We start from the raw sequence: 21,096 nt of genomic DNA, 5'->3' as shown, positions 1-21,096 counted from the left end.
CCGTGAACGAGACCATCGACACCCCCGGGACCCCAGCGCTGGAGGCCACCGGGATCACCAAGACCTTCTTCACCACCGATCCTCCGGCGCAGGTGCTCAACGGCATCGACCTCGCGGTCGGCGTCGGCGAGTTCGTCGCGATCATGGGTGCCTCCGGGTCGGGCAAGTCCACGTTGCTCTACGCGATCAGCGGGATGGACCGTCCGACCGAGGGCACGGTGCTGATCGACGGCGTCGAGCTGACGTCGCTCAGCGACGTCGAGATGGCCAAGGTGCGGCTGCACACGATGGGCTTCATCTTCCAGCAGGCGCACCTGCTCGCGAACCTCAACATCGGCGACAACGTGCTGCTGCCGGCGCTCAAGGCCGATCCCGACAACGCCGAGGCCGCGCACAAGCGGGTCCGCGGGCTCCTGGAGCGCTTCGCGATCGACCACGTCGCCCACCACGCCACGACCGAGGTGTCCGGCGGCCAGCTGCAACGCGCCGCGATCTGCCGCGCGATGGCGGCCGAGCCGAGCATCATCTTCGCCGACGAGCCGACCGGCGCCCTGAACTCCGCGATGAGTGCGGAGGTGATGGACTCCCTGACCGAGCTCAACCGCGACGGCACCTCACTGGTCATGGTCACCCACTCCGGCGCCTGCGCCTCGCGCGCCGACCGGGTGATCTACCTGCGCGACGGGCTGGTCGTCGACGAGATCGCACTGGGCAAGTGGACTCCGGAGGCCGCACAGGACAGGGAGCTGACCATCAGCTCCTGGCTGGCCGGCCAGGGCTTCTGAGTCAGCCCTGGGGGTCGGTGAAGGAGACCGGCGTGCCCCCGGCGCGCGCATAGGCGATCTCCCGGCTCGTCGACTCACCGACGTACCCGCCCGGGTTGACGACGACCACCCGGTCAGCCAGGTCGATCTTGCGCAGATGCAGCTCACCGAGCGCTGCCTTCTGCTCATCGCTCATCGGCTCTCCGGGTTCGTCCGCGCCAGGGAGCGGGAGGACGCCGGGCGCGACGACGATCGCTCCACCAAGGGTCAGCTCGCGGTTGGCCGCATGCAGCTCCTCCACGAACCGGGCGGATCCGCACAGGCAGACGATCTCGGGTCGGTCAGGCACGGCGCGGTCCTCAGGATGAACGGGGTCGGTCTGGCGGCGAGTCTAGGCAGCGACCTAGTGATGCTAGGTCCGCATCGGGTGGGCTTGTCCGGTGGCGTGGAGTTGGTGATGGTGGAAGGGGCAGTGGAGTCGGGCGTCTTTGGTGTTGGTGTCGCCGCCGTCTTGCCACGAGTGGGCGTGGTGGACGTGGCAGTAGGCGGCGGGGGTGTCGCAGCCGGGGGTTTGGCAGTGCTGTTGTTCGAGGCCGATCGCGTGGCGTTGGGCTGGGGTGTGGAAGCGGCGGGTGCGGCCGAGGTCGAGGACCTCGCTGTTGGTGCCGAGGACGGCGGGGATGATCCCTGCCTCGCAGGCGAGCCGTCGTGCTTGGCCGGGTGAGATGGCCGTGCCGGTGTCGAGGTGCGCTGCCTTCAGGCTGCCGAGCAGGGTCTCCAGGTGCATGGTCACGATCACGGTGGCGTTGAGTCCGCCGGTCTTGGGGAGTCTGTCGGTGGGGAACCGTTCGACGTACTCGGCGAACGCCAGGCCGAGCCTCTCGGGGGTCGGTCGCTCATAGTCATACGAGCCGGCGCCGTCGGTGGCGCGGACGTGTTTGGGTGCGGCGAGGGCGGTGAGGGCTTTGCGGAGCATCGAGCCCTGCGCGATCGGCAGGGTGAACCGGCCGTGGGTGAGGCCTTGGTCGTCGTCGTACATCGCGAACGACGTCTGCTTCCGAGCGCGTGCTTCCTCGGCCTCCAACAGGCGGGCTTCGTGTTCATCGGCCCGAGCGGGGTCGATGACCTCCAGGATGCGGCGACCGAGGATCTTCAACGCTCTCGCGTCGTGATGGGCGGCTTCTGCGATGAGGTGCTTCTCGGCCAGGTCGCGATGGGTGGGGTCGAGCTCGTCGACCGCCGCGACGATCACCTGCGCCTGGTCCGGAAGCACCCGTCCTGTGGCCGCCGCGACCCTGGTTTGTTCGTGGGTCGCCAGCTCCTGGACCAACCGTGTGGTGCGGTGTGCGTGTCCGGGGGTGATCGGGACCAGCCGCCGCAGCCAGGCACTGACCGACCGGGCGCCGATCGAGCCCGGCAGATCCAACGCTTCGGCCTGGGTCACCGCTCGGGCCTCGAGCTCGGCGAGGCTGGCGGTGACCTCGGCCAGGTCGACCAACAGTCCGGTGGTGTCGTCGGCGTCCAGGCTCCACAGCGGGGTGCCGACGTGGCCGGCGAGGTCCTTCTTGAACCGCGCCACCAACACGGCGAGCGGGTGCCCGGTTCCGGTGTCGGTGGTGGCGGCCATGTCTGATTCTACCTCGGTTGACGCGGATTCGCTAGTGTGTTCTAGCCGGTCCTCGCGAGAAGTTTGTCAGTGAGGGTTGCCGGGGTTTCGTCAGCGCTCGCTTGCGCTCGCTTGCTCAACCTCCGGCGGAGGCGATTCTTCGGAGGTTGAGCAAGCGGGGCGCGTGAGGAACGAGCGCGGACCGCGCCGACGAAACCTCCCGACCGGCCTCGGAAACGCGAGCCGGGCGAGCCGGCATACCCGGAGCGGGCAGGGGTGGCCGCGCAGGCGGCGGCGCGGGCGAAGCCCGTGCCGGCAGCGCGCCGGATGAGTCGACCGACCGGGACCCGCAGTCAAGGACGGACGAAGTCCGCCGCGAAGCGGGCGCCGAAGGCGATCCTTGACGGCGGGTGTCGGTCGACTACGCGCGCGGCCACCCCACCACCCGGCCGAGTCGGCACCCATGCGCGCCGACCCACCGACCACAGTCACGCAGTCGCCTCAGAGGTTTCGTCGGCGCTCGCTGGCGCTCGCTTGCTCAACGGCAGCGCGACGCCGCTTGCTCATCCTCCGCGAGGCGCGACCTCAGTCGCGGTTCTTCTTGTGCCGCGGCTTGCGCTCCTTGACCGGAGCCGAGTCGGAACGGTCGGTCGAGGGGCGGGCGCGGGACGGGCCACGGTCCTCGGAGAGCTCGATCAGCTTGCCGCTGATCCTGGTGTTCTCGAGCTTCTTCCAGACCTCGGCGGGCAGCTCGGCGGGGAGCTCGACCAGGGAGAAGTCGGGGCGGATCTGGATCCGGCCGAAGTCGCCGCGGGAGAGGCCGCCCTCGTTGGCGAGGGCGCCGACGATCTGGCGCGGCTCGACGCGGTGCCGCTTGCCGACCTGGATCTTGTACATCTTCATCGGCTGGTCGTTGCCGTGGCGGGAGCGGCGCGGGCCACTGCCGGCGGAGTCGCGGGCGCCGCGCGAGTCCGAACGCTCCGGGCGATCGCGACGCGCGACGCGCTCGGCGTCGGCGTCGAGGAGCAGCGGGGTGTCGCCCTGCGCGACGACGGCGAGAGCGGCCGCGACGTCGGCCTCCGGCACGTCGTGGTTGCGGACGTAGTGGCCGATGATGTCGCGGAACTTCTCCACCCGGTCGGTCTGGCCGAGCGCCGCGGTGATGGCGTCGTCGAAGCGGGCGAGCCGGGTGGAGTTGACGTCCTCGACCGAGGGGAGCGACATCTCGGTGAGGGGCTGCCGGGTGGCCTTCTCGATGTGCTTGAGCAGGTAGCGCTCGCGCGGGGTGACGAAGGAGATCGCGTCGCCGGAGCGCCCGGCGCGACCGGTGCGCCCGATGCGGTGCACGTAGGACTCGGTGTCGGTGGGGATGTCGTAGTTGACGACGTGGCTGATCCGGTCGACGTCGAGACCGCGCGCGGCGACGTCGGTGGCGACCAGGATGTCGAGCTTGCCGGCCTTGAGCTGGTTCACGGTGCGTTCTCGCTGGGCCTGCGCGATGTCGCCGTTGATCGCGGCGGCCGAGAACCCGCGGGCGCGCAGCTTCTCCGCCAGCGTCTCGGTCTCGCTCTTGGTGCGGACGAAGACGATCATCCCCTCGAAGTTCTCGACCTCCAGGATGCGGGTGAGAGCGTCGACCTTCTGCGGGTAGCTGACGATCAGGTAGCGCTGGGTGATGTTCGCCGCGGTCGCGGTCTTGCCCTTGACCGAGATCTCGACCGGGTCGGTGAGGTACTGCTTGGACAGCCGCCGGATCTGCGCGGGCATGGTGGCGCTGAAGAGCGCGACCTGCTTGTCGTCGGGGGTCTCGGCGAGGATCGTCTCGACGTCCTCGGCGAAGCCCATGTTGAGCATCTCGTCGGCCTCGTCGAGCACGAGGAAGCGCAGCTGCGAGAGGTCGAGGGTGCCCTTGTCGAGGTGGTCCATGATCCGGCCCGGCGTGCCGACCACGACGTGGACGCCGCGCCGCAGCGCGCTGAGCTGGACGCCGTAGCCCTGGCCACCGTAGACCGGCAGCACGTGCACGCCGCGGGTGTCGGCGGCGTACTTCTCGAACGCCTCGCACACCTGGAGGGCGAGCTCGCGGGTCGGCGCGAGGACCAGCGCCTGCGGCGTCTTCTGCTTCACGTCGAGCCGGTCGAGGATCGGCAGAGCGAAGGCCGCGGTCTTGCCGGTGCCCGTCTGGGCGAGGCCGACGACGTCGCGACCCTCCATCAGCGGCGGGATCGTCTCGGCCTGGATGGCCGAGGGGCTCTCGTATCCGACGGCGGCGATGCTCTTGCGGACGGCGTCGCCGAGGCCGAGGTCGGCGAAGGTGACGATCGGCTCCACGGACTCTTCAGTGCTCACCCGGCCACGGTAGTGGCTGGGCGGCGCAATCACCTGATCCGGCGTGGCTCCAGGTCAGGGGGCCGGGGAGAATGACGGCGTGCGCACCATCCTCAACATCCTCTGGCTCGTGCTGTGCGGCTTCTGGATGGCGATCGGGTACGTCGTGGCCGGCGTCATCTGCTGCATCCTGATCATCACCATCCCGTTCGGGCTGGCATCGTTCCGGATCGCCAACTACGCGCTGTGGCCGTTCGGCCGCGACGTCGTCGAGCGCCGTGACGCCGGCGCCCCCTCGGCCATCGGCAACATCATCTGGTTCGTCTTCGCGGGCTGGTGGCTTGCGATCGGCCACATCGTGACCGGGATCAGCCTGTGCATCACGATCATCGGCATCCCGCTCGGGATCGCCAGCTTCAAGATGGTCCCGATCTCGCTCCTGCCGCTCGGGCGCGAGATCGTGCCGGCCCGCTGACCGAGCCGGGTCACCTCAGTCCCGCAGGACCTTCTCCATCGCCTTGCCCTTCGCGAGCTCGTCGACCAGCTTGTCGAGGTAGCGGATCTGCTGCATCAGCGGGTCCTCGATGTCCTGCACCTTGTATCCGCAGATCGAGCCGGTGATCTTCGAAGCGGCCGGGTTGAGCCGCGCGCCGGCGAAGAAGTCGGCGAAGGTGGTCTCCGACTCCAGGTGCCTGGTGAGAGCGGCGTCGTCGTAGCCGGTGAGCCAGGTGATCACCTCGCGCACCTCGGCCTCGGTGCGGCCCTTCTTCTCGGCCTTGGCGACGTAGTGGGGGTAGACCGAAGCGACGCTGGTGGTGAAGATCCGGCTCATGGCGGCGAGCCTACGAGGCCGAGCTACTCGGGCTCGGCCATCCGGCCGATCTCGCCCACCGTGGCCGGCCTGATCGGGAACTGTGCGTTCAGCGGACCGACCTGCTCCATCGACATGTCCCTACCCCGCGCGAGGAGCCCCGCGGTCGTCAGCTCGCAGTAGCGGCCCTGGCACGGACCCATCCCGGTGCGGCACTCGAGCTTGAGGGCATTGGTGCTCGACAGGAACGGATTCGCCTCGATCGCGACCTCGACGTCGTCGCGGGTGACGGCCTCGCATCGGCACACCGTCGTGTCGCCCCGGGCGAGGTCGGTGAGCGTCTCTCGCGGGGGTTCGAACAGGCGCTGGACCACCGAGGCGAAGCGCCTGGCCCGGCGCACGTCGCGGCGTGCGCTCTCGACGTCGTTATCCGCGACGCCGTCGTCACCGCGCACCGACGCGGCCACCATCAGCGCCGCGAGCCGCCCCTCGGCGCGGGCCTGGTCTGCGCCCGCGACGCCCGCGGGCTCGCCGGCGACGAAGATGTTCGGGACCGTGGTGCGGAGATCATCGTCATGGGCGATCACCCAGCCCCCGGCCGGCGAGTCCCAGCGCAGACCGCAGCCGGCCTGTCGCGCCAGGTCGGTGGCCGGCTGGAAGCCGTAGCCCAGGACGACGCCGTCGGCCGGCACGGTTCGGGGCGCCTGCTCCGGGTCGATGGTGTTGTCGGCGCGCAGGGCGGCGACGTCGACCTCCTCCACGCGGCCGTCGCCGCGCGCCGCGGTCACGATCGCGCCGCGACGGACCGGCACTCGGGAGCGGGCCAGCTTCGCCGCCGTCGCGGCCGCGTTGGCGAGCACGCCGAGGTGCCCGGGCAGGGCGCCCACGGCCCGCGGCAGATCACGCAGGCTCGCCCGGCTGCGCGGCAGCGCGATCTCGGCGATGTCGCCCCCTGCATCGAGGATGAGGCCGGCCACCAGGAGCAGGAGGGGGTGCCCACCGGTCAGCACGACGTTGCGGGCCATCAGCACCTGTTGGGCCTTCAGCATGGTCTGCATGCCGCCCGCGGTCACCACGCCTGGCAGCGTCCAGCCCGGGAAGGCGACCGGGAGATCCATGGCCCCGGTTGCGACGAGCAGCCGGCGGACGCCCACCCGCTCGGTGCGTGCCGCCTGACGCACGATCAACTCGAGTCCCGCGTCGTCCTCCAGCACCCCCAGCGCCGTCGCGCCGAGACACCACCGGATGCCGTCGCGTCCCGACGACGCCTCGGCGTCGGCGACCAGGGACTGTCCCCACGGGTATCCGGCCACGCCCTTCGGGATCGGCGACCGGCTGGCCGGCGGCTGCCGGAAGATCTGGCCGCCGGGACGCTGCTGCTCGTCGACGACGACGACGGAGAGTCCGAGCGCGAGCGCGGTCAGCGCAGCGGTCATGCCGGCGGGACCCGCACCCACGATGCCGAGGTCGTAAGTGCTCATCGGGCGCTCTCCGTGGTGACGACCATGCCCGGGCGCGCCGCGATGAGACAGGCGCGCTGCAGGGGGACCTCGTCGACGGTGACGGTGCACTCGAAGCAGGTGCCCATATTGCACAGCACCATTCGCGGCGAGTCGTCGACACCGCTGTGGAACCGGGTGATGCCGGCGGCGACCATCGCGGCCGCCAGGGTGTCGCCGTCGTAGGCGGCGGCCGGCTGCCCGTCCACGGCGATCTCGAAGCGGTCGCCGCCCGGCCGAGCGACGCGGCTGCTATCCGGCATCTCGCACCGCCTCGTCCCGGTCGAACCGGTCGACCCGATAGGGCCGCAGGTCCAGGCGCGGTGTGCGACCCTGCACGAGCTCGCTGAGGAGGACGGCGAAGGCCGGGCCGAGGGTGAACACCGACCCGCCCGTCGCGACGAAGGCTCCCGGGGCACCCGGAAGCGGGCCCACCACCGGCAGTTGGTCGGGGGCCAGGGTGGTCGTTCCGACCCAGGTGCGCAGCACCGGCAGGCTGGTAACCGAGGGCACGGCCGCGATCGCTGCGGCGGCGTTGCCGGCCAGCGACGTCGAGACGATCTCTCCTCGCCCGCGCAGGTCGACGGTTCCGTCGGCATGACTCGCCAAGCGCGCCGGCCAGCCACCACCGATGAGGACGTTGCCCTCTGCGGTCTGCTTGAGGGAGAGCCGCGCTCCGGCGTGCTGGATCAGATAGGGGGTGAACGGCGCCGTGCGCGCGGTCACCGACATGGTCAGCGCCACCGGCTCGACCGGCACGGCCGAGCCCATCATGGCGGCCAGCTCGTCGCACCACACGCCGGCGGCCAGGATCACGATGTCGGCCTCGAAGGTCATCGGCACCGAGTTCTGCTCGGCGCGGATCTTCCATCGGGAGCCCTCACGCTCCAGGCCGGTGACCCCGACTCGAGTGAGCACGTCGGCGCCGAGCCCGACCGCCGCCCGACACAGCGCAGGCGCCGCCGTGCGGGCATTCGCCTTGCCCTCGTCGGGGCAGTAGGAGGCGGCGAGCACGGTATCGGCGAGGTAGGGGGCGAGCCGATGGGTCTCGGTCCGGTCCAGCACCGATACCTCGAGTCCCCAGCTCCGTTCGAGCTCGGCCTTCGCCTCGAGCCGCCTGGCGCCCTCGGCGTCGGTGGCGAGCATCAGGCCGCCGCGCTGAGCGACGCCGAGCGCCGGGCCTATCTCGGCACCGAGTTCCTGCCATAGCCGGGCGGACTCGAGGTGGAGCGGGATCGCCTCGGCAGCGCGGCGAGCGGCGTCGAGGCCCCGCTCGATCATGCGGTACTCGAGTTGGAAGTGGAGGCTCCCAGCATTGCGCCCGGACGCGTGCTGGTTGATCTGGTCCCGCTCCAGGAGCAGCACGTCGACCCCGTCGGAGGCGAGCTCGCGGGCGAGCGCAGCACCGAGGAGCCCGCCGCCGACGACCGCGACGTCGTAGCGCGCGCTCATCTCAGCGCGACCGTCTCGATGTCCAGGTCATGGAGTGTGTCTTCTACCCGGGCGACCTCGTCGGGGGTGAGCTCGAGCAGCGGTCGGCGCACGTATCCGGCCGGGACGCCGCGCAGACGCAGTGCGGTCTTCATGATCGCCTGCTGGTTGCCGAACTGTGCGCCATAGTCGGGCTTGAACCACCGCTCCATCACCACCCGGTCGCGCTGACCGAGCGCGAGGGCGCGATCGCGGTCCCCGGCGGCCAGGGCGCGCCAGAACTCGGGGTGGTCGGAGCCGAGGACTCCGCCGGAGCCCATCAGGCCATCGCCACGTCCCAGGGTCACCAGGTCGGCGCCCAGCGCGCTGGTCGGGATGCCGAAGTAGCGGACGCGGTCGCTGAGCCGGTAGAGACCTGCGAGGAATCCGGCGAAGTCGCCGGTCGAGTTCTTGATCGCGACGACCCCGTCGAGCTCGCTGAGCTCCTCGAGCAGGTCGACGTCCATGTCGACCACACAGCCGCGCGGCCAGTTGTAGACGCAGATGGGCATGTCGGTGGCGGCGTCGAGGTCGGAATAGAAGCCGACGATCTCGCGGCGGTTGGGCACCAGGTACGGCGGCGGGGTGGCGAGCACGCCGTCGAGCCCGGCGGCCTCCGCGGCCCGTGCATGTCGAGCGGCCTCCTGCGCGGTGAAGGCGTTGCAGCCGCCGATCACCCACGCGCGCCCGGCCACCACCTTCGCCGCGACCGAGAACAACGTGGCGCGCTCCTGCTCCGACATCGAGAACCACTCGCCACTGGTGCCAGCGAGGATCACTCCGTGCATGCCCTGCGCGACGAGCCAGTCCAGTTGCGCCTCCAAGGCCCCCAGGTCGAGTGCGCCGTCGGCGTCGAACGGGGTGGTGATCGCCGGGATGTACCCGGTCCACTCGATGTCGTTCCTGTCCACGTCTGCTCCTTCGCCGAAGCGGCTGAGCCAGCGGCCGTGGCAGGGCCACGGCGGCCGGCGAGTGATTGCTGGTTCTGACGGCTGATCTAGGGCGTCGGTGGCGTGACCGACAAGATGAACTCCACGCGCTCGGAACCGTGGTTGAGGTAGCGGTGGGGTTGGTTGGAGTCGAAGCTGATGGCTTCCGCGGGCTCGACCTCGAACCTCGCTCCAGCGACCTCGACGGTCAACGTCCCGGTGAGCACGTAGGCGCACTCGACGGCATCGTGTCCCCACGGCTCGTCGCTGGAGGTCTCCCCCGCCTCGAGGACGCCCTTGAGCACCTCGAGCATGCCGCGCCCCTGCGCCAGCCGTTCGTACTGGATGTGACCGGTCGAGGAGATGATCCGCGAGCGCTCGCCCGGCCGGCTGATGTGGGCGCCGAGCTCGTGATCGTCGTCGAACAAGGTGGCCACCGAGGTGCCGAAGAACTCGGCCAGCCTGCGCAGGGTCCGCAGGCTCGGCTCGGCGACCTCGCGCTCGACCTGGCTGATCAGCGTGGGCGAGAGCCCGGTCTCCTCCGCCAGAGCCCGAAGGCTCAGGCCTTGGGCCGTCCGCAGCGCCTTGAGTCGATCACCGATCACCCCGCCAGTATGCGATACGACTGCACACGCCGTCCAGTTGCACTGCACAACGACGCCGCAGTGCTCCCCAGACCACTGCGTGCAGTCCTGCATCGGGAGATTTTACGTGCTGTGTCATTGCACACGCCCGAGTGACTGTGCATACTCATCGCACCCCCACGGTCCGACGGCGAGACCTGATCTCGCTGGTCGACCTCCCCCGAAAGGAACCGAGAATGGCGTCATCAGCCGCGGATGGAACAAGGCAGTCCGGGAGCGAGGCCCCCGCTCGACTGGAGATGCGAGGGACGTGGCTGTTCGCGTTCGTCCCGATCGTGGTCTTCATCGTGTGCTGCGTAGCGCTCTTCGCGCACTACAAGGCCTTCGACATGCTCGGGCTGGCCGCAGGCGGCGTCATCGCGCTACTGATCGGGGCCCTGTTCGCCAAGGACTACCAGGGCTTCTGGGACGCCGTGATGCGCGGCATTGCCAGCCCCACCTCGGTCGCGATCATCGTGATCCTGTTCGTGATCGGCATCTTCTCCGAGCTCATCAAGGTCACCGGCCTCTCCGACGGCTTCGTGTGGATCGGCGGCGAGCTCGGCCTGAGCGGCTCCTCGATCGCCGTCTTCACCTTCATCGCCGTCGGGCTGATGGCGATGGCCACAGGCTCTTCGATCGGGACGATGTTCACCGCCTTCCCGATCTTCTTCCCCGCCGGCGTCGCCCTCGGCGCCGATCCGGCGCTGCTCGCCGGGGCGATCATCTCCGGCGGCATCCTCGGCGACAACGTCGCGCCGATCTCCGACACCACGATCATCTCCGCCTCCACCCAGCGTTTCCGTCACCGCGAGGGCGCTGCCGACATCGCCGGCGTGGTGAGCTCGCGAGCCCGCTATGCCCTGGCCGCCGCGGCCATCTCGGTGGTCGGGTTCCTCGTCCTCGGCTTCGTCGCCGGCGACGGCTCCTCGTCCTCGACGCTCGCCGGGGCCGGGAGCGCCAAGCCGCTGATCATGCTGGTCCCGGTCGCCCTGCTGATGGTGACCGCATTCGTCACCCGTGACATCTTCAAGGCGATCACCGTCGGCCTGATCACCGGCACCGCGACGGCGCTGGCATTCGGACTGATCGGCACCAGGGATGTCGTCAGCGTCACCGACGGCGCGCTTACCGGCTACATCGCTGCCGGCATGCACGGAATCATCGGAACTGTGGCGCTGGTGATCACCGTGTTCGGGATCATGGGCGTGCTCAACGCGGCAGGCGTGCTCGACCGAGTCGTCGAGGGGCTGCTGGCCAGCCGCTTCGTCCACACACCGCGTGGGGCCGAGGCCTCCATCGGCCTCGGCATCACCGCGACCACCGTGATGTTCGGCGGGGTCAACTCGGCCTCGATGATGACCTTCGGGCCGGTCGCCGACGAGATCGGCTCCCGAGTCGGCCTGCACCCGTACCGGCGGTGCAACGTGATGGACTGCTTCGCCATGGGCGTCTCGTGCGTGGTCCCCTTCGTCAGCGCGTTCTTGTTCATCGGAGCGCTGCTCACCTCGGGCTACGACACGATCGAGCCACAGTCGGCGCTGGACCTGTTCCCCGCCGTCCTCTACCCACTCGCACTGACCGTGGTGATGATCGTGGCCGTGCTGACCGGGTGGGGACGCACCTACGAGGGTGCCGACGGGCAACCGGTCCGCGACCAGGCGCAGGCGCTCATCCCGGCTCCGGCGACGCACCTGGCCTGACCGACCGTCGAACAGTCCAACCTAGGAGAACCTCATGTCCCGCACCCTGAAGAATCCCGAGAAGCTGCATCCCGCCCCAGGCTTCAGCCATATCGCCATCGCCTCGGGCTCGACCTGGGTCCATTTCGCCGGCCAGGTCGCACTCGCCCCGGACTTCAGCGTCATCGGAGAGGGGGATCTCTTCGTCCAGACGCAGGCTGCGATGCGCAATCTCCAGGTGGCGATGGAGGAGGCCGGCGTCAGCTGGTCCGACATCGTCCGCAGGACCGTCTACACGACGCTGCCGACCGAGTTCGTGGTGATCACCGAGGCGATCCACTCCGTCACCGACGGCGCGGAGGACCCCGCCCAGACGATCATCGGCGTCACCGGGCTCGCCGTCCCCGGCCTGCTCATCGAGATCGAGTGCACGGCGGTGCTCGAGTGACGGCCGCAGCGGCCGAGGGCGTCCCGGCCAAGGGAACCGGGCCGCGGTGGCCGCGCTGGTTGGAGGACCTCTACCAGTCGGCCGACGCCTTGGACGCCGCCGGCTTCGCGTCCCCCTTCGGCCCCTCGGGCACCATGCGTTTCGGGAACGGCCCGACCCTCACCGGCAGCGCGGAGATCGAGGCCTCCCTGCGCGAGTTCTTCGCGGCGGTCCCCTCGATGCAGCATCAGGTGCTTCGGGTGTGGGACGACGGCGCCGGCGTCATCTTCGAGGCGGTCGTGACCTACGGCCGTCCCGACGGACGCAGCGTGGACATCCCAGCGGTGAGTGCGTACACGCGCTCAGCCGACGACGCCCTGCAGTGCCGGATCTACTGCGACATGGCGCCCGTCTTCGCCGAGTAGCCGCTGCAGTCACTCCACGGTCACCGACTTGGCCAGGTTGCGCGGCTTGTCGACGTCGAGCCCGAGGGTCGTGGCGGCGTGGAGGGCGAGCAGCTGGAGCGCGATCGCCATCAGGATCGGGTCGAGCTCGCGCTCGGAACGCGGTAGGTCGATCCGCTCGCACTCGACGTCGCCGAGGTCGACGCCGGCGTGGGTGAGGACGACGAGCGGACCGCCGCGGGCCTGGATCTCGTGCAGGGCGGCCACATTGCGGTCGGTCAGCTCGTCGTCGGGCACCAGGGCGACGGTGGGCACGTCGGCGGAGATGAGGGCGAGCGGGCCGTGCTTGAGCTCGGAGGTCTGGTACGCCTCGGCGTGCCGGTAGGTGATCTCCTTGAACTTCTGCGCACCCTCGCGGGCCACGGGATAGCCGCGGACCCGGCCGATGAAGAAGAGCGAGTCGGCCTCGGCGAGCCTGGTGGCGATCGTGGCGAGCCGCTCGTCCAGGGTGAGCACCTCCTCGATCTGGCCGGGCAGGGCCTGGAGTCCGGCGATGAGGCGCTTGCCGTCCGCGATCGAGAGGTCGCGGGTACGGCCGAGCTGGAGGGCGAGCAGGGCGAAGCCGAGGTACATGGTGGTGAGCGCCTTCGTGGAGGCCACGGCGACCTCGGGCCCGGCGTGGAGATAGATCCCCCCGTCGCAGGCGCGCGCGATGGCGCTGCCGACGACGTTGACCAGACCGATCACCCGGCCGCCCTTGCGGCGGATCTCCTGGACGGCGAGCAGGGTGTCGATGGTCTCGCCGGACTGACTGACCGCGACGTACAGGGTGTCGTGCTCGATCACGGGATCGCGGTAGCGGAACTCGCTGGCGGCCTCGGCGTCGGCGGGGATGCGGGCCAGCTCCTCGATGAGGGAGGCGCCCATCTGTCCGACGTAGTAGGCCGAGCCGCAGCCGAGGATCTTGACCCGGCGGATCGCGCGGGTCTCCCGGGCGTCCATGTTGAGGCCGCCGAGGTGGGCGGTGCCGAACCGCTCGTCGAGCCGACCGCGCAGCACCCGCTCGGCAGCGGCCGGCTGGTCGAGGATCTCGCGCTGCATGTAGCCGCCCTCCTCCCCGACCGGGTCGTAGGCGCTCAGGTCGAGGTCGAGGGATGTCGTGGGCCGATCGGTGTGGCTCAGGTCGCTGCGATAGGTGGTGAAGCCGCCGGCGGTGACGGTGGCGATCTCGCCGTCCTCGAGGTGGGCCACGGTGGTGGTGTAGCGCACGAGGGCCGCGAGATCGGAGGCGATGTGCATCTCCTTGTCGCCCACGCCGATGATCAGTGGGCTGCCATTGCGCGCCACCACGATCCGGTCGGGGAAGTCGGCGTGCATGACCGCCAGGCCGTAGGTTCCCTCGACGAACGCGAGCGCCTCGCTCACCCGGCCCTCGAGCGTGTCGGCGCTCGACAGTGCGACCAGGTGCGCGAGCACCTCGGTGTCGGTGTCGGAGACGAGGTCGACACCCTCCCGCGCCAGCCGGTGCCGCAGCGCCGCGGCGTTGTCGATGATCCCGTTGTGCACGACCGCGACGTCCCCCTTGGCGTCGGTGTGCGGATGGGCGTTGACGTCGTTGGCCGGGCCGTGGGTGGCCCACCGGGTGTGGCCGATGCCGACCTTCCCGGAGAAGCGCTTCGGCAGCCCCTCGCGCAGGTCGCGGACCCGGCCGGCCTTCTTCACCGTGCGCAGCGCCGGGTTCGCGCCCGGCCCGAGGACCGCGAGCCCGGCGGAGTCGTAGCCGCGATGCTCGAGCCGGCCGAGGCCTTCGAGCAGGACGGGACCGGCCTGCTGGGTGCCGATGTATCCGACGATGCCGCACATGTGATCGCTCCTTGATGATCTTGAGTCAGGGGTTCGGGCAGGGGTGGTTCGTGAGTGGTCCGAGACGGTCGCTCAGCCGTAGACGAGTCGACGCAGCTGCCGTTCGCTGAGCCGGGGCGCCGCGACGACGCGCCGGGGCAGCTCCTCGGCGATCCGGGCGAAGATCTCGGGATTCTTCGCGCCATAGGTCTTCATCTCGTGATGCCGGCGACGCACGTACGCCTCGACCGGTTCGGCGTGGAAGTCAAGGACGTCCTCGACCACGCGCACCGCCTCGGCGCTGCTCAGCCCCGTGCTCGCGACCAGGTGCGCGATGAGCTCGGGATCGACAGTCACGCAGAGGAGCGTGCGCCGATGTGCCCTCAATGGCAACTTCCTGCCCGAAATCGGGCAGGAACTCTCGTCTGCGCGGCAGCAGTGTCACCGCACCAAGCTCGGCGAGATCCGCCAGCCCGACCGGGCGCCTTGGTAGACGGGGCGCATGTGACTGATGTGACGCGACCGACCAGATTCACGATCTCGGCCGACCTCAGGAGGTGGAGCGTGGGTACGGACCAGTCGCCCCTGCGGGCATCGCAGTGGGGCGCGACCACCGATTTCTGGGATTCATTGCCGGTCTGAGTGGAGATGGGCTACTCTAGGTGAACAGCAGGTGAACAGGAGATGACTCATGAACGACGACCGCCGCACACACCTTGAGATGCGCTGGACCCAGGTGACCGACGAGCGCGGCCGTACCCGGATGGAGGCGGTGTGGATCGACCCGACGGTCGCCACCGCCGCAACCCCCGCTGCCGCCGCCTGAGCAGTCCCACCCGCCACTCTCGGTCGAACGCCGCCACGTCCACGTGGCGGCGTTCGCCATTTCCCCCATTCGGGATCCCTGGCAGATTTCTCGGCGAACGGGGAATGGACCGGGATCCTCGTCAGTTGGGATGGTTGACTGTTCAACCACATTGGCCGTTCCGGCTCATCACTTCCTAGGGAGACACCCATGTCCGACTTCGACGCCTCCACCCACATCCTCGAGAGCCTGACCGGCGACTACGTGCTCGACCCCTCGCACACCCGGATCGGCTTCGTCGCCCGGCACGCGATGGTCACGAAGGTCCGCGGCCAGTTCCTCGAGTACGAGGGCACCGCGCACATCGACGCCGAGAACCCCTCCGCCTCGAACGTCCAGGTGAGCATCACCGCGTCCAGCGTGGCCACCGGGAGCGCCGACCGCGACGCGCACCTGCGCACCAACGACTTCTTCGGCGCCGAGGAGAACCCGCAGATCACCTTCGCCTCGACCAACGTCGAGCGTGACGGCTCCACCTGGAACGTCACCGGCGACCTCACCATCAAGGGCACCTCGCACCCGGTGACCATCCCCTTCGAGGAGGTCGGCTCCGCGCAGGACCCGTTCGGCAACACCCGGGTCGGCTTCGAGGGCGAGGTCACCGTCAAGCGCAGCGACTGGGGCCTGAACTTCAACGCCGCGCTCGAGACCGGCGGCGTCCTGGTCTCGGAGAAGGTCAAGCTCGAGTTCGACATCTCGGCCATCAAGCAGGCCTGAGCAACTCGCCGCGCCGTTCGCCGAGGGCCGCGACTCCCAAAATGGGGTCGCGGCCCTCGCGCGTGTGCTGCTCCACTACTCCGGTGACCTCCCTGCCCGACGGGCTGACCCAGCGCCCACTCGTACCCGCCGACGCGGCCGCGGTCTTCGAGACGATGGCCGAGGAGCAGCTCCACGACCTCGGGACGGTCGAGATCGAGCTCGCCGACATCGTCGGCGACTGGCAGCGGCCGAGCTTCGACATCACCAGCCGCACCGTCGGCGTCTTCGACGGCGAGCGCTTGGTCGGCTACGCCGAGGTCAGCGGGCGCGACCGGGGCGAGGCCGCCGTGCGCCCGGCCCAGCGTGGACGGGGAATCGGCACCTGGCTGGCGTCGTGGATGCAGGACTGCGCGCGCACCCACGGTGCCGACGTCGTCGGCATGCCGGTGCCGCAGGGCTCGCCGGGCGACCGACTGCTCGAGTCCTTGGGCTATCACGTCCGGTGGACCAGCTGGGTGCTCCAACTGCCGGCCGGAACGGCCATCGCCGACCGGGAGCTGCCCGCCGGATACACCGTCGGGGCGGCGTCCCCCGACCAGTACGTCGCGGCGCACGACGTCCTCGAGGACGCCTTCCTCGAGTGGTCCGAGCGCGACCGCGAGCCGTACGGCGACTTCGAGGCCGGCGTCCTGCACCGTCCGGGCTTCGCGCCGTGGCAGTTGCGCGTCGTCACCGACGAGGCGGGAGCGGTGGCGGCGGTGGCCGTGGTGATGTTGGTGCCCGAGGGCGTGGGCGGTCAGCCCGAGGCCTACATCGACCGGCTCGCCACCCGGCGCGACCAGCGTGGGCGTGGTCTCGCGCAGGCGCTCATGGTCGACTCCTTCGCACGCGCCCGCGAGCACGGCGCGGCGACGTCGAGCCTCTCGACCGACAGCCGGACCGGTGCGCTCGGGCTCTACGAGCGGGTCGGCATGCAGGTCACATCGGTGTGGGTGAACCGGGCGATCTCCCTCTGAGGGGAATGCGCGGCTACCGTCTGCGCCATGGGCGAGGTGTTCGCGGGCCGCTACGAGCTGCTCGACCCCGTGGCAGACGGAGGGATGGGAGCGATCTGGCGCGCCCTGGACCGCACCACCGGGCAGGTGCTGGCGGCCAAGGTCCTGCGCCAGTCCGACGCCGGGTCCCTGCTGCGGTTCGTGCGCGAGCAGTCCATGCGGATCGACCACGCCCACGTCGTCACCCCGCTGTCGTGGGCCGGCCTCGATGACCGGGTGCTGCTCACGATGCCGTTGGTGCGCGGTGGCTCGGTGGCCGATCTGCTCCGCGGGCGGGGTGCCCTCTCGGCGTACTGGACCGCCGTGCTCATCGACCAGCTGCTCGCCGCGCTCGAGGCGGTGCACGGCGCCGGGATCATCCACCGCGACGTGAAGCCGGGCAACCTGCTCCTCGATCCCTTCCCCACCCCGGGCCTCGATCGCCCCCATCTGCGGCTGACGGACTTCGGGATCGCGGCGCCGATCGACCAGCCCCGGATGACCCGAGCGGCCACCGCGATCGGAACCCCCGGCTACATGCCCCCCGAGCAGTGGATCGGCGCCGACCCCGAGCCGAGCGCCGACCTGTACGCCGTGGGCTGGGTCGCCCTGGAGATGCTGACCGGGCAGCGCCCACCCGCCGTCCAGGAGCCGGTCACCCCCGCCGACGACCTCTCGCCGCTGCGCACCGGAGAGACGTCCAGGGATCGCCTCATCGACGTGATCGAGCGGGCCATCGCGGCCGACCCGGGCGCGCGACCGGCCTCCGCGACCCGGATGCGGGCCGAGCTGGCCGCGACCGGCGTCCTCGACGTGCCCGCCGGTGACGCCGATCCGCTGGTCGTGCCGGACCGGTTCGACGGGATCGAGCTCTCCACGCTCGCCGACGTCCCGAGCGGTCCGACGATGGCCCCCGGCGGCACCGCGATCGCGGGCCGGGCACCGACGATGGCGTTCACCCCGACTCCCGTCCCGGCCCCGACGCCGACCGCTCCACAGGGGCGTCGATCCGCGACGCCGGGGCTGATCCTGGTCCTGCTCGGCCTGGCGGGCCTCGCGCTCGCTATCTGGCTGCTGGTGGGCTGAGCCGGCGGCGCAGCAGGAGCACGATGCCCGCCAGCAGCATCGCCCCGCTGATCGCGGCCAGCACCAGACCGGCGGTGCGGCGGGTGTCGGCGTCGCCCTCCTGGGCGGTGCCGCCGGCATCGGTGCTGCCAGGGGGCTGTCGAGGCGACTGCGAGACCTCGGCGGCGAAGACGCCGTCGTCGATCAGGAACGGCGTGGCGGCCGAGTAGCCCTCCGGGGTCGCGGTGCCGCCCGGGCCGCTGACGACCTCGGGGAAGCGCGGAGCGCCGTCACCGCCGGCGTCGCCGCTGACCTCGATGGTGAGCGTGATCGGCACGTCGATCGGCTCGCTTCCCTCCTCGTTCGCGCCGACCGGTGAGACCGACACCGCCACCCAGTAGTCGCCGGGCACCGAGGCCGGCTGGCCGTCGAAACGGTTGAGGTAGGCCACGGGCGGGGTGGCATTGAAAAGTTGCGCGGCCTCGACGTCGTAGCTGTCGCCCGGCACCGCCTCATCGACGCCGCTCCCCAGGTTGTCGCGCAGCGGGTCGTAGAGCGCCAAGCCGACGTTCGGTGCGACGTCGACCTCCCCTTCGCGGGCGGGTAGATCGACCCGCGCCGCCAGCTGCTGGCCCCAGCCCAATGGGACCCGGAACAGTCGGGTCTCGCCCTCGGCGATCTCTGCGGCATAGGTGCCGGTGCCGGCCTGCGGTGCGTCGTCGAACGACTCGGCGCCGGCCAGCTCGGTGGGATCGCCCGGGGTGGGAACCGATGCGGTCGCGATGTCCGGCGGCTGCAGCAGGTCGACCTCGGGGGTCGCCGTCCGCACCTGCTCCACGATCCGGATCACCACCGGCAGCTCGGAGGTGAGCGTCGAGGTGCCACGACTCACCGCGAAGTCGAGGGACTGCGCGCGAAGGCAGTCGGACTCGGCGTCCTCGAAGTACTCCGGGCCGATGATCACCGCGACGCCGTACGGCGCCTGGGGGGTCCCGTACTCGGACGACGCGGTCTGGTCGCCGCAGTCGGTGCCCTCCGGAGTGGTCACCGAGATGCCGATGCTGTCGCCGTCGAGCTCCGGCGATGCGGCGGTGAGGCCGATGAGCACCGTGCTCTGGTCCATGGTGCGGTCGTAGCGGAAGCGGTGCGTCTGGGCCGGGCTCGCTCCGGGGCCCGTCAGGACGTCGGACCACACGCCCGCCATGAGCTGCGTCGGGTTGGCGGCGTCGGTGCTGACTGCGACCGGGGTCCCGCCCAGGTCGACGTCGGCGCCGGCCGGGGCGAGGGTCGCCAGCGCGAGCCCGAGCAGCAGCCCCAGCGCGAGGCCGGCCCTGGCCAAGACGGACGCGATCACGTCGGGACCCTACCCAGGCTCGAGGCGGGACGGCACGACCGACGGTGACGATCTGGAAACAGTTGCCCGTCGGAGGCAACCGATGCGCTGTGACGTGCGTCTCTCTCATGGAGACGACTGTCGTCTCACCCTGACCAGAGAGAAGATCGCCCGTGATCCGACACCGTCGCCTGGCCGTACTCACCACGGCCGCCTTGATCAGTCCGTTGGCCGCCGTCATCGGGCTCACCGGTTCCGCCGGCCCCTCGGCCGGTCTCAGCGCGCAGGCACCCGCCGCGCCCGCGATCTCGCCCAAGCTGTGGGCCCCCGCCAAGACCCAGGCCATCGCGTGGGGCAAGCGCAAGGTCGCCGCGGTCGACCTCGGCGTCCGCCTGGTCGCGGGATCCGAGCCGATCGAGCTGTGGTCGACGCGCTCGTCCTACGACCAGCCCATCCAGACCGTGCTCCGCACGTCTGCGGGGGACGTCGCGCTGCCGGCGGGCTCGATGTCGACGTTCAACGGCCTCGACGACTTCGTGCAGATCAAGGTCGTGAACGCCAGGACCGGGAAGCCGGTGATGTTCCGCAAGAAGGACGCCTGCCTCAACAGCGAGGGCACACGGGTCCGCCCCGACGCCGACGCGTACTCGCCGTACCCGACCTACTGCTTCGCCAACCCCTACAGCCTCGGCAGCGTGCAGGGCATCCAGGCCGGGTGGTCGAACTCGCTGTTCGGTGACGGCGGCAGCGCCATCCGGCTGCCCCTGGGCCGGTACGTCGTGACGACCACCGTGCTGCCGAAGTGGGCCAAGGCGCTGGGCCTGGCCGCCGGGGATGCGAGGCGGACCACGAAGGTCGTCGTCACTCGGGAGACCGACGACGGTCACGACCACGATCACGGCAGCGGACACGACGGCGCGCAGCCGCCGCACCGGGGCACCGCCGAGCCCTCCGGCACGACCGGGCCGACCGGCCGGGTGCTCAGCGATGCCCGCGCGGCGTCCGGTCCCACCCCGAACCTGCGCTCGCTCCCGGCCTGGGGCATCTCGGTCGCGGGCAATGGCAACTTCCTGCGTTTCGCCGCCACCGTCTGGAACGCCGGCGACAGCCCGCTGGTCGTCGACGGCTTCGCCGATGACAAGAAGCAGGGCCTGATGCACGCCTACCAGTACTTCTTCAACGCCGACGGCGAGCAGACCGGCTACCAGCCGGTGGGCACGTTCGAGTTCGACACCAAGGCCAGCCACCAGCACTGGCACTTCCGCGACTTCGCCCGCTACACGCTGCTGCGCGCCGACAAGACCACCGCGGTCACCTCGCGCAAGGAGGCCTTCTGCCTGGCCAACACCGACGCCGTCGACCTCACCGTCCCCGACGCCGACTGGAACCCGACCAACACCGACCTCTCCACCGACTGCGGTGCGCCCGACTCGCTGTCGCTGCGCGAGGTCCTCGCGGCCGGGTGGGGCGACACCTACGCCCAGTTCCGCGCCGGCCAGTCGTTCAACCTCAAGGGCCTGCCCAATGGCACCTACTACATCGCCACGATCGCCAACCCCCGCGGCCGCCTGATCGAGTCGACGCAGGACGACAACGTCTCGCTCCGCAAGGTGATCCTGGGCGGCAAGCCCGGTGCCCGCACCGTCCGCGTGCCCAAGATCGGCCTGATCGACGAGCCCGCCGAGCAGTGGTGACCCCCACCTGACTCACCAATC

The 21,096-nt window shown here is 70.5% G+C and carries 22 protein-coding genes; 10 read left to right on the top strand and 12 right to left on the bottom strand.

The window, feature by feature from the left end; genetic code table 11:
* Positions 1-2: 2 nt before the first annotated feature.
* The gene (locus tag WMR31_RS11415) at positions 3-785 is read left to right on the top strand and encodes an ABC transporter ATP-binding protein (protein ID WP_340538949.1); all 783 of its coding nucleotides are present in this window, start codon (positions 3-5) and stop codon (positions 783-785) included.
* Position 786: 1 nt separating this feature from the next.
* Here the strand turns inward: WMR31_RS11415 and WMR31_RS11410 are convergent, their stop codons facing one another.
* The 3 genes from WMR31_RS11410 to WMR31_RS11400 form a co-directional block, all read right to left on the bottom strand.
* A complete protein-coding gene (locus tag WMR31_RS11410) occupies positions 787-1,113 on the bottom strand; it encodes a hypothetical protein (RefSeq protein ID WP_340538948.1) in 327 nt (108 codons plus the stop codon).
* 63 nt (positions 1,114-1,176) lie between these two features.
* On the bottom strand, positions 1,177-2,391 hold the full coding sequence (locus WMR31_RS11405; RefSeq protein ID WP_340538947.1) for an HNH endonuclease signature motif containing protein: 1,215 nt from the start codon (positions 2,389-2,391) through the stop codon (positions 1,177-1,179).
* A gap of 564 nt (positions 2,392-2,955) precedes the next feature.
* Positions 2,956-4,719, bottom strand: a complete 1,764-nt coding sequence (locus tag WMR31_RS11400) for a DEAD/DEAH box helicase (protein WP_340538946.1) — start codon at positions 4,717-4,719, stop codon at positions 2,956-2,958.
* Positions 4,720-4,798: 79 nt separating this feature from the next.
* On the opposite strand from WMR31_RS11400, the gene WMR31_RS11395 reads away from it, so the two are divergent.
* Positions 4,799-5,173, top strand: coding sequence for a YccF domain-containing protein (locus WMR31_RS11395; protein ID WP_340538945.1), 375 nt, complete (start codon positions 4,799-4,801; stop codon positions 5,171-5,173).
* A 15-nt stretch (positions 5,174-5,188) separates the two neighbouring features.
* On the opposite strand, the gene WMR31_RS11390 is transcribed toward WMR31_RS11395, so the two are convergent.
* From WMR31_RS11390 to WMR31_RS11365, 6 genes are all read right to left on the bottom strand, one after another.
* Complete coding sequence (locus WMR31_RS11390) at positions 5,189-5,530, bottom strand: DUF2200 domain-containing protein (RefSeq protein WP_340538944.1); 342 nt, start codon at positions 5,528-5,530, stop codon at positions 5,189-5,191.
* A gap of 23 nt (positions 5,531-5,553) precedes the next feature.
* Positions 5,554-6,990: an FAD/NAD(P)-dependent oxidoreductase gene (locus WMR31_RS11385; protein ID WP_340538943.1), complete on the bottom strand. Its 1,437-nt coding sequence runs from the start codon at positions 6,988-6,990 to the stop codon at positions 5,554-5,556.
* Positions 6,987-7,271 (bottom strand): (2Fe-2S)-binding protein, encoded by a 285-nt coding sequence (locus tag WMR31_RS11380; RefSeq protein ID WP_340538942.1) that lies wholly within the window; start codon positions 7,269-7,271, stop codon positions 6,987-6,989. Before WMR31_RS11380 ends, WMR31_RS11385 begins: the two co-directional genes overlap by 4 nt.
* The gene (locus WMR31_RS11375) at positions 7,261-8,460 is read right to left on the bottom strand and encodes an NAD(P)/FAD-dependent oxidoreductase (protein WP_340538941.1); all 1,200 of its coding nucleotides are present in this window, start codon (positions 8,458-8,460) and stop codon (positions 7,261-7,263) included. Before WMR31_RS11375 ends, WMR31_RS11380 begins: the two co-directional genes overlap by 11 nt.
* Positions 8,457-9,389: a dihydrodipicolinate synthase family protein gene (locus WMR31_RS11370; RefSeq protein ID WP_340538940.1), complete on the bottom strand. Its 933-nt coding sequence runs from the start codon at positions 9,387-9,389 to the stop codon at positions 8,457-8,459. The genes WMR31_RS11375 and WMR31_RS11370 overlap by 4 nt, the downstream gene beginning before the upstream one ends.
* 86 nt (positions 9,390-9,475) lie before the next feature.
* Positions 9,476-10,012 carry a helix-turn-helix domain-containing protein gene (locus WMR31_RS11365; RefSeq protein WP_340538939.1) on the bottom strand — a complete coding sequence of 179 codons (537 nt, stop codon included), beginning with the start codon at positions 10,010-10,012 and terminating at the stop codon, positions 9,476-9,478.
* 278 nt (positions 10,013-10,290) lie between these two features.
* Between WMR31_RS11365 and WMR31_RS11360 the strand changes: the two genes are divergently transcribed.
* Genes WMR31_RS11360 through WMR31_RS11350 form a run of 3 tightly spaced genes read left to right on the top strand, consistent with a single transcriptional unit; the run spans position 10,291 to position 12,564 of the window.
* Positions 10,291-11,733 (top strand): Na+/H+ antiporter NhaC family protein, encoded by a 1,443-nt coding sequence (locus WMR31_RS11360; RefSeq protein WP_340538938.1) that lies wholly within the window; start codon positions 10,291-10,293, stop codon positions 11,731-11,733.
* 34 nt (positions 11,734-11,767) lie between these two features.
* The gene (locus WMR31_RS11355) at positions 11,768-12,160 is read left to right on the top strand and encodes a RidA family protein (protein ID WP_340538937.1); all 393 of its coding nucleotides are present in this window, start codon (positions 11,768-11,770) and stop codon (positions 12,158-12,160) included.
* Positions 12,157-12,564, top strand: a complete 408-nt coding sequence (locus tag WMR31_RS11350) for a nuclear transport factor 2 family protein (RefSeq protein WP_340538936.1) — start codon at positions 12,157-12,159, stop codon at positions 12,562-12,564. The genes WMR31_RS11355 and WMR31_RS11350 overlap by 4 nt, the downstream gene beginning before the upstream one ends.
* 9 nt (positions 12,565-12,573) lie before the next feature.
* Here the strand turns inward: WMR31_RS11350 and glmS are convergent, their stop codons facing one another.
* Positions 12,574-14,406: a glutamine--fructose-6-phosphate transaminase (isomerizing) gene (gene glmS / locus WMR31_RS11345; RefSeq protein WP_340538935.1), complete on the bottom strand. Its 1,833-nt coding sequence runs from the start codon at positions 14,404-14,406 to the stop codon at positions 12,574-12,576.
* Between the two features lie 72 nt (positions 14,407-14,478).
* Positions 14,479-14,742, bottom strand: a complete 264-nt coding sequence (locus WMR31_RS11340; RefSeq protein ID WP_340538934.1) for a hypothetical protein — start codon at positions 14,740-14,742, stop codon at positions 14,479-14,481.
* 334 nt (positions 14,743-15,076) lie between these two features.
* Between WMR31_RS11340 and WMR31_RS11335 the strand changes: the two genes are divergently transcribed.
* From WMR31_RS11335 to WMR31_RS11320, 4 genes are all read left to right on the top strand, one after another.
* Positions 15,077-15,211 carry a hypothetical protein gene (locus WMR31_RS11335; RefSeq protein ID WP_340538933.1) on the top strand — a complete coding sequence of 45 codons (135 nt, stop codon included), beginning with the start codon at positions 15,077-15,079 and terminating at the stop codon, positions 15,209-15,211.
* Between the two features lie 189 nt (positions 15,212-15,400).
* Positions 15,401-15,967 carry a YceI family protein gene (locus tag WMR31_RS11330; protein ID WP_340538932.1) on the top strand — a complete coding sequence of 189 codons (567 nt, stop codon included), beginning with the start codon at positions 15,401-15,403 and terminating at the stop codon, positions 15,965-15,967.
* A gap of 83 nt (positions 15,968-16,050) precedes the next feature.
* On the top strand, positions 16,051-16,965 hold the full coding sequence (locus WMR31_RS11325; protein WP_340538931.1) for a GNAT family N-acetyltransferase: 915 nt from the start codon (positions 16,051-16,053) through the stop codon (positions 16,963-16,965).
* Positions 16,966-16,992: 27 nt separating this feature from the next.
* Positions 16,993-18,069 carry a serine/threonine-protein kinase gene (locus WMR31_RS11320; RefSeq protein ID WP_340538930.1) on the top strand — a complete coding sequence of 359 codons (1,077 nt, stop codon included), beginning with the start codon at positions 16,993-16,995 and terminating at the stop codon, positions 18,067-18,069.
* Here the strand turns inward: WMR31_RS11320 and WMR31_RS11315 are convergent.
* A complete protein-coding gene (locus tag WMR31_RS11315; protein ID WP_340538929.1) occupies positions 18,047-19,402 on the bottom strand; it encodes a nucleotidyl transferase family protein in 1,356 nt (451 codons plus the stop codon). The two genes, WMR31_RS11320 and WMR31_RS11315, sit on opposite strands and share 23 nt — an antisense overlap.
* A 152-nt stretch (positions 19,403-19,554) precedes the next feature.
* Here WMR31_RS11315 and WMR31_RS11310 point away from each other — a divergent pair, with 152 nt between their 5' ends.
* Entirely contained in the window at positions 19,555-21,075 is a 1,521-nt protein-coding gene (locus WMR31_RS11310) for a hypothetical protein (protein ID WP_340538928.1), read from the top strand.
* Positions 21,076-21,096: the final 21 nt, after the last annotated feature.

The organism is Nocardioides epinepheli (genome assembly GCF_037936805.1).
GTDB lineage: Bacteria > Actinomycetota > Actinomycetes > Propionibacteriales > Nocardioidaceae > Nocardioides.
Note: the sequence above shows the minus strand (reverse complement) of the source record. Positions and strands in the feature narration are given on the sequence as shown.